The sequence below is a fragment of the Tenggerimyces flavus genome (assembly GCF_016907715.1).
GTDB classification, from domain to species: Bacteria; Actinomycetota; Actinomycetes; order Propionibacteriales; family Actinopolymorphaceae; genus Tenggerimyces; species Tenggerimyces flavus.
The window spans coordinates 3,902,073-3,914,737 of the sequence record NZ_JAFBCM010000001.1 but is presented as its reverse complement, the minus strand read 5'-3'; the positions used below and the strand labels follow the sequence as shown (position 1 = coordinate 3,914,737).

Annotated in this window: 16 protein-coding genes; 8 read left to right on the top strand and 8 right to left on the bottom strand. The window is 69.3% G+C overall.

Annotated elements, in window-relative coordinates:
• Positions 1–45 precede the first annotated feature (45 nt).
• The 3 genes from JOD67_RS18310 to JOD67_RS18300 are packed head-to-tail and all read left to right on the top strand — an operon-like array spanning position 46 to position 1,341.
• Positions 46–690, top strand: a complete 645-nt coding sequence (locus tag JOD67_RS18310) for a rhomboid family intramembrane serine protease (protein WP_205118821.1) — start codon at positions 46–48, stop codon at positions 688–690.
• Between the two features lie 28 nt (positions 691–718).
• Positions 719–1,033 carry an AbrB/MazE/SpoVT family DNA-binding domain-containing protein gene (locus JOD67_RS18305; RefSeq protein ID WP_205118820.1) on the top strand — a complete coding sequence of 105 codons (315 nt, stop codon included), beginning with the start codon at positions 719–721 and terminating at the stop codon, positions 1,031–1,033.
• Positions 1,030–1,341 carry a hypothetical protein gene (locus JOD67_RS18300; RefSeq protein ID WP_205118819.1) on the top strand — a complete coding sequence of 104 codons (312 nt, stop codon included), beginning with the start codon at positions 1,030–1,032 and terminating at the stop codon, positions 1,339–1,341. The genes JOD67_RS18305 and JOD67_RS18300 overlap by 4 nt, the downstream gene beginning before the upstream one ends.
• Here the strand turns inward: JOD67_RS18300 and JOD67_RS18295 are convergent.
• Together JOD67_RS18295 and JOD67_RS18290 are read right to left on the bottom strand one after the other, a co-directional pair.
• Positions 1,326–1,688, bottom strand: coding sequence for a nuclear transport factor 2 family protein (locus tag JOD67_RS18295; protein WP_205118818.1), 363 nt, complete (start codon positions 1,686–1,688; stop codon positions 1,326–1,328). The genes JOD67_RS18300 and JOD67_RS18295 overlap by 16 nt on opposite strands.
• Entirely contained in the window at positions 1,685–2,890 is a 1,206-nt protein-coding gene (locus JOD67_RS18290; RefSeq protein ID WP_307782440.1) for an MDR family MFS transporter, read from the bottom strand. Before JOD67_RS18290 ends, JOD67_RS18295 begins: the two co-directional genes overlap by 4 nt.
• Before the next feature lie 75 nt (positions 2,891–2,965).
• On the opposite strand from JOD67_RS18290, the gene JOD67_RS18285 reads away from it, so the two are divergent.
• On the top strand, positions 2,966–3,934 hold the full coding sequence (locus tag JOD67_RS18285; protein ID WP_205118817.1) for an ArsR/SmtB family transcription factor: 969 nt from the start codon (positions 2,966–2,968) through the stop codon (positions 3,932–3,934).
• A 56-nt stretch (positions 3,935–3,990) separates the two neighbouring features.
• Here JOD67_RS18285 and hflX read toward each other — a convergent pair whose 3' ends face one another.
• From hflX to miaA, 4 genes are all read right to left on the bottom strand, one after another.
• Positions 3,991–5,388, bottom strand: a complete 1,398-nt coding sequence (hflX, locus tag JOD67_RS18280; protein WP_307782439.1) for a GTPase HflX — start codon at positions 5,386–5,388, stop codon at positions 3,991–3,993.
• Positions 5,389–5,804: 416 nt separating this feature from the next.
• Positions 5,805–6,629, bottom strand: a complete 825-nt coding sequence (gene dapF, locus JOD67_RS18275; RefSeq protein WP_205118815.1) for a diaminopimelate epimerase — start codon at positions 6,627–6,629, stop codon at positions 5,805–5,807.
• A gap of 10 nt (positions 6,630–6,639) precedes the next feature.
• Entirely contained in the window at positions 6,640–8,439 is a 1,800-nt protein-coding gene (gene ggt, locus JOD67_RS18270) for a gamma-glutamyltransferase (protein WP_205118814.1), read from the bottom strand.
• Positions 8,440–8,476: 37 nt separating this feature from the next.
• Positions 8,477–9,412 (bottom strand): tRNA (adenosine(37)-N6)-dimethylallyltransferase MiaA, encoded by a 936-nt coding sequence (gene miaA, locus JOD67_RS18265; protein ID WP_205118813.1) that lies wholly within the window; start codon positions 9,410–9,412, stop codon positions 8,477–8,479.
• Positions 9,413–9,535: 123 nt separating this feature from the next.
• Between miaA and JOD67_RS18260 the strand changes: the two genes are divergently transcribed.
• Positions 9,536–10,138 (top strand): hypothetical protein, encoded by a 603-nt coding sequence (locus JOD67_RS18260; protein ID WP_205118812.1) that lies wholly within the window; start codon positions 9,536–9,538, stop codon positions 10,136–10,138.
• A 16-nt stretch (positions 10,139–10,154) separates the two neighbouring features.
• Complete coding sequence (locus JOD67_RS18255) at positions 10,155–10,370, top strand: antitoxin (protein ID WP_205118811.1); 216 nt, start codon at positions 10,155–10,157, stop codon at positions 10,368–10,370.
• Positions 10,371–10,487: 117 nt separating this feature from the next.
• On the opposite strand, the gene JOD67_RS18250 is transcribed toward JOD67_RS18255, so the two are convergent.
• Entirely contained in the window at positions 10,488–11,165 is a 678-nt protein-coding gene (locus JOD67_RS18250) for a class III extradiol dioxygenase subunit B-like domain-containing protein (protein WP_205118810.1), read from the bottom strand.
• Positions 11,162–11,659, bottom strand: coding sequence for a hypothetical protein (locus tag JOD67_RS18245; RefSeq protein ID WP_205118809.1), 498 nt, complete (start codon positions 11,657–11,659; stop codon positions 11,162–11,164). The genes JOD67_RS18250 and JOD67_RS18245 overlap by 4 nt, the downstream gene beginning before the upstream one ends.
• A 114-nt stretch (positions 11,660–11,773) precedes the next feature.
• Between JOD67_RS18245 and JOD67_RS18240 the strand changes: the two genes are divergently transcribed.
• On the top strand, positions 11,774–12,154 hold the full coding sequence (locus JOD67_RS18240) for a glyoxalase superfamily protein (RefSeq protein WP_205118808.1): 381 nt from the start codon (positions 11,774–11,776) through the stop codon (positions 12,152–12,154).
• 171 nt (positions 12,155–12,325) lie between these two features.
• Complete coding sequence (locus JOD67_RS18235) at positions 12,326–12,664, top strand: ArsR/SmtB family transcription factor (RefSeq protein ID WP_205118807.1); 339 nt, start codon at positions 12,326–12,328, stop codon at positions 12,662–12,664.
• The last annotated feature ends 1 nt before the right edge of the window (position 12,665 follow it).

The following is a 12,665-nucleotide window of genomic DNA, read 5'->3' as shown; positions in this document are numbered from 1 at the left end:
GGCCGGTGAGTCGCCCTAACGACGCCGGTCGGGCATCGTAGAGGTATGAGCGCCGCGTACTCCTACCCGCAGCCGTCCGGCCGGCAGTCGAGCGAGACTTCCCGGCGGGTGGTGGGCGGTCTGCAGGTCCTGGGCATTCTCGTGGGCCTGATGTGGATCAGCGAGGTCCTCGACACCGCGCTCGGGCACCGGCTCGACGCGTACGGCATCGAGGCTCGCGACATGGACGGGCTGGTCGGGATCGTCACGGCGCCGTTCCTGCACCTCGGGTTCGGGCACCTGATCTCGAACACTATCCCGCTGGTGACGCTCGGCATCTTCATCGCGATCGGCGGCGCGTACAGGCTGCTGATGGTGACCGCCGGCGTCGCACTGATCTCGGGCATCGGCACCTGGCTGACCTCGCCGTCGTTCACGGTGACGATCGGCGCGAGCGGCCTGGTGTTCGGGTACGCGACGTACCTGATCGTGCGCGGCATCTTCAACCGCAAGCTCGGCCAGCTCGCGATCGGCGTCGGCGTCATCCTCGTGTGGGGCGGCGCCCTCCTCGGCGGCCTGCTGCCGCAGGACGGCATCTCCTTCCAAGGCCACCTCTTCGGCGCCATCGGCGGCATCCTCGTCGCCTGGCTGCTGGCGAGCCGCGACCGCAAGCAGAAGACGCCCGCGCAGGGCCCCACCTACTACAGCTGAGATCCGAGATTCCTGGTATCTTGGCTTTATGGAAAAGCATGTCGCCTTCGCCGCAGTCCAGCCCAAGAACGGGACGGTGACGATCCCTGCCCAGGTCAGGCGGGAGTTCGGACTGGACAAGCCCGGCGCGCAGGTGGAGATCATCGTTCGTGATGGGGAGATCGTTCTCGTCCCTCACCTTGCGGTACGAGTCGACGAGACCTGGTTCTGGTCCAAGGAATGGCAGGCCAAGGAACGCGAGGTCGACGAGGAACTCGCGGCTGGTCGGCGCACCAGGCATGAGACGAGTGCCGACTTCCTCGCCCACCTCGATCGGCTCGACGAGGCGACCGACGAGGCATGAAGCTCGACACGCAACCGGTGTTCGATCGCGAGTATGCGCGGCTACCGCGGGAGCACAAGAAGCTCTTTCGCGCAGCCCTTCACGAGCACTTTCTGCCCGCGGTCGACTCAGGCGCCTTCACTGGAAACCCGCCGTGGCCGACTCGGTTACGCATCCATCGGATCGCCGACACGTCGATCTACTCGCTGACGTGGAGCTTCACTGGGCCGGACGGCCGCGCCACATTCCACCTCGAGTCTGACGACGAAGGCGATCCTGTCCTTGTGTGGCGGCGGATCGGCACGCACGAGATCTACGACCGGCCCTGACCGCTTGCGAAGTCCTCGAACGGCAGGTCGCTCTCGTACTGGTACTCCCGCCACGACGCGACCAGCCCGTTGCGGAAGGTCGCGATGACCACGCCGTGGTACTGGTTGCCGCCTCGGAACGTGTACTCGCCGTACGCCGTCCGGGACGCCTCGTCGTACGCGAGACCGTGCCACTCCATCCGCAGCGGCTCCTCGCCGAAGAACTCGGCGAGCGCCGCGCGGCCGACGTAGCGCTGCTTGTCCGGCGGCTCGAGGTAGAGCGCGTCCTCGGTGAAGTACGCGGCCGCGTCGGCAGGACGCGAACACCAGGCGGCCGCGATCGTCTGCAGGACCTCGCGCGGCGTCATGCCGGCACCAGGGCGCGGCGACGTAGCGCGGGGCCGATCAGCAGCTGAGCCACGCAGCACACCGCGCCGACGACTGCGCAGCCGATCCACAACGTGACTGGGCCGAACGTTCCGAACACCGCCGTTCCCGCGAGCGGTCCGATGATCGTGCCGACCGACCAGGTGAAGCCCGCCAGCCCGAGGTACCGCCCGCGCAGGTCCACCGGCGCGAGGTCCGCGTACAGCCCCATCAGCACGCTCGTCACGCCAATCTCGCCGAGCGTCCACACGACGACGGACACGCCGTAGCCAACCGCGCTGTCCACGAACGCCCCGATGCCGAAGCCGATCCCGACCAGCAGCATCGATCCGCCGGCCACCCGGCTGCGGTCGAAGCGCGGCATCACGCGGACGAGGAACGGCTGCACGACCACGATCGCGGCGCCGTTGAGCGCGATCACGATGCCGTACGTCGCGTTGCTCAGCCCGTCGGCCGCCATCGCGAGCGGGAGGCTCGAGTACGCCTGGAAGTACAGGCTCGCATAGACAATCGAGACCACGAGGAGCAACAGCAGCACGGTGTCGCGGGACGCGACCGCCACGAAGCCGCGGCGCGGCTCGTCCGGATCGCGCTCCGGCTTCGTCTCGGGGACGAGCCGCCAGATCACGATCGCGGCGATCGCGCAGGCCGCGGCGTTCAGCCAGAACAGCAACCCGAAGCCGAACGAGGCGAGGATGCCCGCGCTCAGCGTCGAGATGGAGAAGCCGAGGTTCACCGCCCAGAACAGCAACGCGTACGCACGAACCCGCGCCTCCGGACCGAGGAGATCCGCCACCAGCGCGGAGCTGGCCGGGCGGAACAGGTCGGCCATGACGCCGACGAGGAAAGCCGCCACCCAGATCAGCGGCAGCGTGTCCACCGAGCCGAGCGCGATCATCGCCAGCCCAGTACCGAGGAAGCCGACGATCAACGTACGCCGCCGCCCGACGTGGTCGGTCATCCAGCCGCCGAGCAGGCTGGAGACGACCGACCCGGCACCGACCGCGGCGGCGATCGCACCGGCCATCGCTGCGGTCAGATGCTGTTCCTGGGTGAGGTAGAGGACGAGGAACGGCAGCACGAATCCGCCGACCCGGTTGATCAGTTGGCACGCCCAGAGCGCCCAGAACGGCAGCGGCAACCGTTGCCGCCCGGCGGGCGTCAGCGTCTCCGTTTCACTCACCACACCAGGCTGCCGGCGGTGATCTTCGCTGTCGACGATTAGAGCCTCGCCTAATCGTCGCGTACGCTCGGTGGGGTGATCGAGCTCGACCTGTCGCCGGCGGACCTCAGCCGGATCCGGTTCGCGTTCTCACCCGTGTGGGAGACCGTGACGAGCCTGCGGACGTTGGCGGGCTCGGCGGCGAACGGGCTGCACGGGCCGTGGCTGCGCGACGTACGTCCCCGGCTGGCCGCACTGGACCTCGAAGTGCTGTCCGCGCTGGTGCCCGCGACCGGGTACATCCCCGACTTCCTGACCCCGGCGCCGACCCGCCGCTCGTCGTCGTTCGAGGCCGGGCTGCGCGACCTGTCGGCGACGCCGTTGAAGCACGTCGCGACGGATCTGGAGATGCTGTCCGTGTCGCAGCCGAGCCCGGTGCTCGACCGGCTGATCGCCTCGCCGGCTTCGGCGCTGCGGACGATCGCGGCGGAGCTGTCGCGGTACTGGGCGGTGGCGGTCGAGCCGTACTGGTCCCGGGTCCGTGCGTTGTTGCAGGCCGATCTGGCCTACCGGATGGAGGAGCTCGCGTCGGGCGGAGTGGACCAGCTGTTCCGGACGCTGCATCCGCTGGTCGGGCTGCGGCACGACACGCTGCTGGTCACGAAGGCGTACTGCGGCCAGACCGAGCTCGGCGGCCGGGGGCTGCTGTTGGTGCCGTGCGTGTTCGCCTGGCCGGACGTGCTGGTGTTGACGGCGCTTCCGCACCAGCCGACGGTCACGTACTCGCCCCGGGGCATCGGCCGGCTGTGGGAGACGACGCCCGCGACCTCGGACTCCCCGCTCGCCGACCTGCTCGGTCGTTCGCGCGCGGCGATCGTGGCGCAGCTGGACCTGCCGATGTCGACGACCCAGCTAGCCTGCCAGCTCAACCTGACAGCGCCCACGTTGAGTGTGCACCTGAAGACCCTGCACGCCGCCGGAGTCGTCTCCTCCCGCCGCGACGGCCGTACGGTCCTCTACCGCCGCACCGACCTCGGCGACAGCCTGCTCGCCGGCCGGACATAGCGGAAGGGCACCTTCCACAGGGGAAAGTGCCCTTCTCGACTTGGCAGTCAGCCAGCTCAGGCGAGCTGATAGCCGTTCAGGTCGGCGGCCAGGGCTGGGTCGACCCGGGCCTTGAGGCGGGTGCCGTCGGCGGTGTGTTCCAGGGAGAGCACCTCGCCGCGTTCGTGCACCTTCGCGACGATGTCGCCGCGGGCGTACGGGACCAGTGCGTCGACCTCGATGTCGGGCCGCGGCAGCGCCTCGGCGATCATCGAGAGCAGCTCCGCCACGCCTTCGCCTGTCTTCGCCGACACCACGACCGTGCGGGGCTCGTGGCGGCGGAGGCGGGCGATGGTGAGGGCGTCGGCCACGTCGGCCTTGTTGATCGCGATGATCTCCGGCAGGTCGCCGGCGCCCGCGTCGGACAGCACCTCGCGGACGGCCGAGATCTGACCCTCGGGGTCCGGGTTGGAGCCGTCGACCACATGCACGACCACGTCGGCCTGCGCGACTTCTTCCAGCGTGGAACGGAACGCCTCGACGAGCTCGTGCGGCAGGTGCCGTACGAAGCCCACCGTGTCGGTCAGCGTGAACAGCTTCCCGTCCGGCGTCGCCGCCCGACGCGTCGTCGGGTCCAACGTCGCGAACAACGCGTCCTCGACCAGCACGCCTGCTCCGGTGAGCCGGTTGAGCAACGAGGACTTGCCCGCGTTGGTGTACCCGGCGATCGCGACCGACGGAACGGCGTTCCTCTTACGGTTCAGCCGTTTCGTCGCCCGCGCCGGTGCCATGTCCGCGATCTGCCTGCGCAGCTTGGCCATCCGCGTACGAATGCGCCGCCGGTCGATCTCGAGCTTGGTCTCACCAGGACCGCGCAGACCCACGCCGCCGTTGCCGCCACCGCCACCGGCTCCACCGCCCTGTCGGGACAGGTTGCCACCCCAACCACGCAAGCGGGGAAGGAAGTACGACAGCTGCGCGAGCTCGACCTGCGCCTTGCCCTCTTTGCTCTTCGCGTGCTGGGCGAAGATGTCGAGGATCAACGCGGTCCGGTCGATGACCTTGACCTTGGTGCGTTCTTCCAACGTACGCAGCTGGGCAGGGCTCAGCTCACCGTCGCAGATGACGGTGTCGGCGCCGCTCTCCAGCACTGAGTCACGGAGGTCTTCGACCTTGCCTCGACCGATGTACGTCGCCGGGTCGGGCCGCGAACGCCGCTGAATGAGGCCGTCCAGAACCTCCGAGCCGGCCGTCTCCGCGAGCAGCTTCAGCTCTCGCAGGGAGTTCTCGGCATCGTCAGCGGTTCCTTCGGTCCAGACGCCCACGAGCACGACACGTTCGAGCTGCAGCTGCCGGTACTCGACCTCGGTGATGTCCGCGAGCTCGGTACTGAATCCGGCAACCCGGCGAAGCGCTTGGCGATCTTCGAGATCCAGCTCCCCCGTCGCGGGGTCGTCGAGCTGCTCGAAAGGCACGGGAAACTCTGAGTCAGGGGTGCGATAGGGATCTACAGACACATCTCTCCAGTTGATGGCAGGACTAGTTGCGTCAACACCGCCGGCACGCGGCGGATTCCCCTCACAGCTTCATGTCGAGAAGGATGACACGACTGCCAGCGCAATGCACGCCACTTAATGGGACTCTGTGTAAGCGACGGAGCGAAGAAGGTGGGCCGTACGCTGCGCCGCGGACTCGCGAGCGCGGTGAGCGGCCTGGCGGGCTCGCACGGTCCGGAGAACGACAGCGCGCCGCTCCTCGCGAGAAGCGTCTCGCTGCTCCGGAATCCTGATCGCGGCCATGCCCTCACATTAGGCGTGACCACCGACATTCCTCTTCGGTCCAAGGTCTCCTCCCAGGTCATCCTCTGGGAGGACATCTACCCCAGCCAGCCTCAGGGAACCACTTCGCCACGGAGCGTGAGCACCGCGGGGCCGGTCATCTCCACGTGCCCGTTCGGCAGGAACGTGATCGTCAGGGATCCCCCCGGCACGTCCACCTGGTACGCCTCAGCCGGCCCGTCGGCCGACGCGGCCACCGCGGCGGCCGCGCAGGCCCCCGTACCGCAGGAACGGGTCTCCCCCACCCCGCGCTCGTGCACCCGCAGCGCCACGTGCTGAGGCCCGCGCCGCACCACGAACTCGATGTTCACGCCCACCGGGAAAGCGCTCGGCGGTTCCCACGTCGGCTGCTCGACCAGCGCGCCCGGGTCGTCGAGGGTGTCGACGAACGCCACCGCGTGCGGGTTGCCCATATCCACCGAAACCGCCGACCAGGACCGCCCGGAAGCGGTGACCTTGATGTCGTCCGGCCCCGGGAGCCCCGGCACGCCCATGTCGACGGTCAGCTGCCCGTCCGCCTCGAACCGCACCGGCCGCAGCCCCGCCCGGGTCGCGATCGGCACCGTGCCGGTACGGGAGACCAGCCCCAACTCGGCGAGGTAGTGGGCGAACACGCGTACGCCGTTGCCGCACATCTCGCCGGTCGAGCCGTCGGCGTTGCGGAAGTCCATGAACCAGTCCGCCTCGTCGACCCACGGCGCACCATCGGTCAGAGCGTCTGTACGGACCACGCGCAGCACTCCGTCCGCCCCGACTCCGCGCCGCCGGTCGCAGAGCGCCCGTACGGTCGCGGCGTCGAGGTCGGGAAACTCGGTGCCGTCCGGGTCGTGGAGCAGCACAAAGTCGTTCTCGGTGCCGTGCCCCTTGACCCAGTTCATGCCGCCAAGGTTATTTCACTGGCCAAGCCACCATCGCGGAGCCACCACCACGACGCGTCGGTTCGGCGACGGACGTCACGAAGCCGTGCCGCCCGAACTCGATCGCGGTCGCCGCGCCGATCTCCGCGACCGAGCTGAATACGTGCTGCTTGGCCACGAGCGCCTGTCCGACGGGCGAGGCGATGAACGCGGGCTCCGCCTGCGTCACCGCGTTCCGCGCCGACACCCGCGGCGCCGCGAGTGCCTCGGGCAGCGTCATGTCCAGGTCGACCCGGTTGACCAACGTCTGCGACACGGTGCCGATGATCGTCGCGCCGCCGGGGCTGCCGAGCGCGACGAACGGTTTGCCGTTCTTCAGCACGATCGTCGGCGACATCGACGAGCGCGGCCGCTTGTTCGGGCCGGGCAGGTTCGGGTCGAACGCGTCGCCTTGCGTCGGCGTGAAGTTGAAGTCGGTCAGCTCGTTGTTCAGCAGGAACCCACGGCCCGGAACGACGATGCCGGAGCCGCCGGTCGCCTCGATCGTGAGCGTGTACGACACCACGTTGCCCCAGCGGTCGGACGTCGTGAGGTGCGTCGTGGACTGGCCGTCGTTCTGCTTGCCGGTCTCCTTCGCCGCCTGCTGGCCGCAGCCGGAGTAGCGGCCGTCCGGTACGCCTGGCGCGAGCGGCTTGGGCAACGCCCGCGCGGGATCGATGAGGCAGGCGCGCTCGTCGGCGAAGCCCTGCGAGAGCAGCTGGCGCAGCGGTACGTCGACGAAGTCGGAGTCTCCGACGTACCGGTTCCTGTCGGCGAACGCCAGCGACGCGGCCTCGATGTAGGCGTGCAGCACCGAGGTCTCGTCGGGGGTGTCGGAAGCCTCGAGGATGTTGAGGATCTCGCCGACCGTCGAGCCACCGGACGACGGCGGACCCATGCTGAAGACGTCGAGCCCGTGGTACCTCACGCGGGTCGGCTCACGCAGCGGAGCCTTGTAGTTCGCAAGATCGCGGATCGACAGGTCGCCCGCGCGGACGTTCCGCGTGGTCTCCGGAGCGACCGGCGGGTGCTGGACGGCCTCGACGATCTCCTTGCCCAGCTGGCCGCCGTAGATCGTCCGGACGCCGCGGTCGGCGATCTGCTGGTACGTGTCCGCCATGTCGGGGTTCGTGAACACCGAGCCGACCGCGGGCGCCGATCCACCCGGCAGGTAGAGCTCACGCGTCGGGACGAAGTCGCCGAACAGCGCCTTGTTCTCGTTGACCTGCGAGGCGAACGTCGCGTCGACGAGGAAGCCCTTGTCGGCGACCTTGATCGCGGGCTTGAGCGCCTTGCGCAGGGACCAGGTGCCCCACTTGTCGAGCGCGCGCTGCCAGGTGAGCGGCGTGCCGGGCGTACCGACGGACAGGCCACTGCCGCGGGCGTCGTTGAACGCCAGCGGCAGGCCGGTCGCGGGGTCGACGAACAGCTGGTCGGTCGCGCTCCGGGGCGCCGTCTCGCGGCCGTCGATCGTCGACACCTTGCCCGAACGCGCGTTGTAGTACACGAAGAAGCCGCCACCGCCGATGCCGGCGGAGAACGGCTCGGTCACACCGAGCGTCGCGGCCGCGGCGACCGCGGCGTCGACCGCGTTGCCGCCCTTGCGCAGCACCTCGATGCCGGCCTTGGTCGCGTCCAGGTCGACCGTGCTGACCGCACCGCCGTACCCCTTCGCCACCGGCACCTTCGCGTCGCCGTGGCTCGTTCCGGCTGCCGCCGGCGCGATGCCCGCGCCGGTCAGCGCCAGTACGGCAGCGCCCGCGACGATGGCACGCGTCTTGAATGTCCGCATCCGCCCCACATCCCTCCAGGTCCCACTGAGAGGGGTCCTACCCTGCCGCGTTCTCGTCCATCCGTGAAGTGGGGGCTGCGGCGAGTGCGCGCTCGGGTAGGTCTGGTGCGTCGAACGGCAGCCACCGGATCCGGTCGTCACGCCGGAACCAGGAGTCCTGCCGCCGGGCGAACCGGCGCGTCGCGCGGACGGTCTCCACGCGCGCCTCGTCCTCGGTCAGGTCCTCGGCGAGGAACCTGAGCACCTGCGAGTAGCCGAGCGCGCGGCTGGCGGTCACGCCGTCGCGGAGTCCGGCGGCTTCGAGACGGCGGACCTCGTCGACGAACCCGGCGTCCCACATGCGGTCCACACGCAGCGCGATCCGTTCGTCGAGCACGTCGCGAGGAACGTCGATGCCGACCTGGCGGACGTCGTCGTACGCGTACTCGTGGCTCGGCAGCTGGGCGACGTACGGCTCGCCGGTGAGCTCAATGACCTCGAGCGCGCGTACGACGCGGCGCCCGTTGCTCGGGAGAATCTGCTGTGCTGCTTGAGGATCGAGCTCCGCGAGGCGTTCGTGCAGTGCGCCCGGGCCCTGTTCGGCGAGCTCGGCTTCGAGGCGCGCGCGGAGGTCCGGATCCGTACCGGGGAACTCGAACCGGTCGAGCACGGCGCGGATGTACAGCGCCGAGCCGCCGACGAGGATCGGCGTCACATCGCGTTGCTGGCAGTCGGCGATCGCCTCGCGGGCACGGTGCTGGAAGTCCGCGACCGTGGAGGTCTCGGCGATGTCGAGCACGTCGAGCAGGTGGTGGCGAACGCCCTGCTGCTCGGCCTCGGTGAGCTTCGCGGTGCCGATGTCCATGCCCCGGTAGAGCTGCATGGAGTCGGCGTTCACGACCTCGCCCTGGAGGGCGTGCGCGAGCGCGACGGCCAGGTCGGACTTGCCCGCCGCGGTGGGTCCGACGATCGCGAAGATGGGTGGAGATGGCACGTGAGAAACAGTTCCGTCCGATATGTGTGAAAGCGCACGCTCTGGGGTAGTCGCTGGCCTAGTGGGTGCCCCGGCTTGCTGAGCCTACCTATCCCTACCGGGGCCTGAAGGAAGGACGAAGGGATGACGGAACAGAGCGGTTACGACCGTCCCTCCGACGAGAACAGTGGGGGCTTTGGCCAGGAAGGCGAGGAACGCCCCGAGTCCGGCGGTGGCTCCTCCAGCGGCCAATCCGAGGGCTACGGCGGTGGCGAGTCCAGCGACTCCGGTAGCGACTCCGGCGGCTATGGCGGCGATAGCGACTCCGGCGGCAGCGACCACGGTCACGGATCCGAAGGCGGATCCGACAGCGGATCGAGCTACGGCGGGGGCGACTCCGACCGCGAAAGCGGCAGCGACTCCGACCGCGAAAGCGGCAGCGACTCCGACCGCGAAAGCGGCAGGGACTCCGACCGCGAAAGCGGCGACTCCCGCTATGGGAGCGGTTCCGACGGGGGGTCGGACAGAGGTTCCGATGGCGGATCGGAAGGCGGATCCGACAGCGGATCGAGCTACGGCGGCGGCAGCGACTCCCAGGGCGAGTCGAGCGGCGGCTTCGGCGGAGGTGACTCCGGCGGTTCCGACACGTTGAGTGAAGACAGCGGCCGGGATACTGGCGAGTCGGGCGGCTACGGAGGAGACTCCGGCAGTGAGTCGGAGAGTTTCCAGCGTTCCGACAATTCATAGAAGAAGGAGCTCAACGATGAGCATGTTCGACAATCTCAAAGACAAGGCCGAAGAGCTCAAGGACAAGGCCGCGGACCTGCTCGGCGAGCACGGCGACAAGGTCGACGAAGGCGTAGACAAGGCTGCCGACTTCGCCGATGAGAAGACCGGCGGCAAGTACAGCGACCAGATCGACCAGGGCGCTGACAAGGTCAAGGACGGCCTGGACAGCCTCAAGAAGGACGAGGCCTAAGCCCCCGCGGGCGGGCGGGTCTCGCAGGTAGCGCTGGTTAAGCGCGCGGCGCATCCGCGTCGCGCGTCAGGCGATACATGCGAGACGTGCCCCGGGCTGGGGCGGCCACCAAGACGGTCACGGGCCGCCCCAGCTGGCCACGTAGTACGCGACGCCGTACGGCGCGACGTACGAGCGCAACTCCGACTTGACAGTGCCACCTTCGGCGGCGCCGGCGAGTACCTGCCAGGGCGCCCTCCCCGCGATGAGCAGCTCACGCGCCGTCGCCGGGTCGAGACGAAGCAGGCCTTCGACATCACCGTTCGCGAACAGGTCGGCGACGCCGTCGTCGAACGGTTCCGCGCGCTCGTCGAGGTAGCCCGGCGCCTTCTCCCCGCGCCGCGCCGATCCGTCGCCCATCACCAACAGGCCAACGCCGTTCAGCTCACGCCCGAGCTCAGCGCACAGTGCGGACGACCAGTCGTCCGGCACACCGACGTACCTCCGCGGCCCCTTGTAGCCGGCGCGGTCGAGCAGCCAGGCGCCGATCGTCAACGACAGCGGGAGATTCTCCTCCGCCGTACCGCCGGCGTGGACGTCGACGCCGTACGGGCGCAACGTCCCGCTGGCGTCGGACCCCCACCAGCGGTGCTCGGGAGCCGTGCCGACGCAGACGATCCCGCGCGACACTTCGACGAGCTCGCGCACGGCAGCGTCGCACGCGGCGCGCAGTGGTTCGAGGGTCTCCACCGCGCCCGGCGCGACCTCGGGAACGAGCGCGGGCGGATGCGGGCAGACGGCAGCCGCGAGGCTCAAGAGATGCCGCGGCGCTTGAGGATCTCGTCGATGTCCTCGAAGCCCGAGAGCGGGTCGTCGTCGTTCTTGGCCTTGGGCTTCGACGTACCCTTCTCGATCGCGGCCGGCGCCTTCTTCGCCGCGGCGGGCTGACCAGCGGCGGTCGGCGTCGCGACCTCCTTCGAGGGTGTGGTCTCGCCGCCCTTCGCCTTGCGCCGGCGGCGCACGATGCCGACGCCACCGAGCAGGAAGAACCAGAGCGCGAACAGCGCGACGCCGATCCACACCTTCGGGCTCAGGAAGACGCCGCCGATCCAGCGCGTCGCCTCGACGACCACGGTGTAGATCAGCCGCGACAGATCGGTGAGCCAGATCGCCATCGGCAGCGCGGCCCAGCCGACCAACCTCAGCCCCGCCGACGCACCTCGCTTGCGGAAAGCGAAGAACGCGGCAACCAGCAGCAAGGCCGACAGCCCTCCGGCTACGGGCAGCCACATGAACGCGTCGTATTTCATACCTCCATCCTGCCTACCTCGCGGCCGGATTGCACGAAGGGACTCCCCTGAGTTCGTCCCTGAACGACCCCCGGAGGTTGACACGTAGGATTTTTCCTACGTATTGTCGCCGCCATGAACATCTCGCAGATCCGCACCATCACTGTCTTCGTCTCCGACCAGGACAAGGCCAAGGACTTCTACGTCGACGTGCTCGGGTTCGCCGTACGCACCGACCTGCAGGCCGGCGACAACCGCTGGCTGGAGGTCGCGCCCGCCGAGTCCGGCACCGCGATCGTGCTGCACCGGCCGTTCCCCGGCGCCTCGGCGGGCAGCTCGTCCGGCGTGATCCTGTCCACCGCCGACCTCGACGCCGACGTGGCCGCGATCCGCGCCGCCGGCGGCTCCGTGGACGGGCCGGAGGACCTGCCCTGGGGCCGCCAGGCCACGGTCAAGGACCCCGACGGCAACGCGTTCGTCCTGTCCACGGCGTCCCAGGCCGTGTCTGGCAAATAGCGCCGGTCATCGCGCGTAGCGCGATGGCGCGCGGCGCCCCGCGCCCGGCTGGGCGTGGTGCAGGAGGAATTCATATTGGTTATATGGGTGACGAGGTGCACCGCGTCCAGGCGGGATGTGGGGTGTCGCGCGCCAGGCGATCTTTGCCAGACACGGCCTTAGGGTGGGTGGATGCCGCAGCGCGTCAAGTCGACGCACGCCGACGCCCTGTTCGGGGCGCTGGCGAACCCGACGCGCCGCGACATCCTCGACCTGCTGCTGTCCGGCGCGCAGACCGTGCAGGTGATCGCCGAGCGGTTCGACATGGCGCGGCCGAGCGTCTCGGAGCATCTGAAGGTGCTGAAGGACGCCGGGCTGGTGTCGGAGGAACGGCAGGGGCGGCACCGGTACTACGCGATCGACCCGGTGCCGCTGTACGAGGTGCAGACCTGGCTGTCGCCGTACGAACGGTTCTGGCGCGACCGGATGGGCGACCTCGGCCGCACGCTCGACGAGATGCCCGAGGACTGAG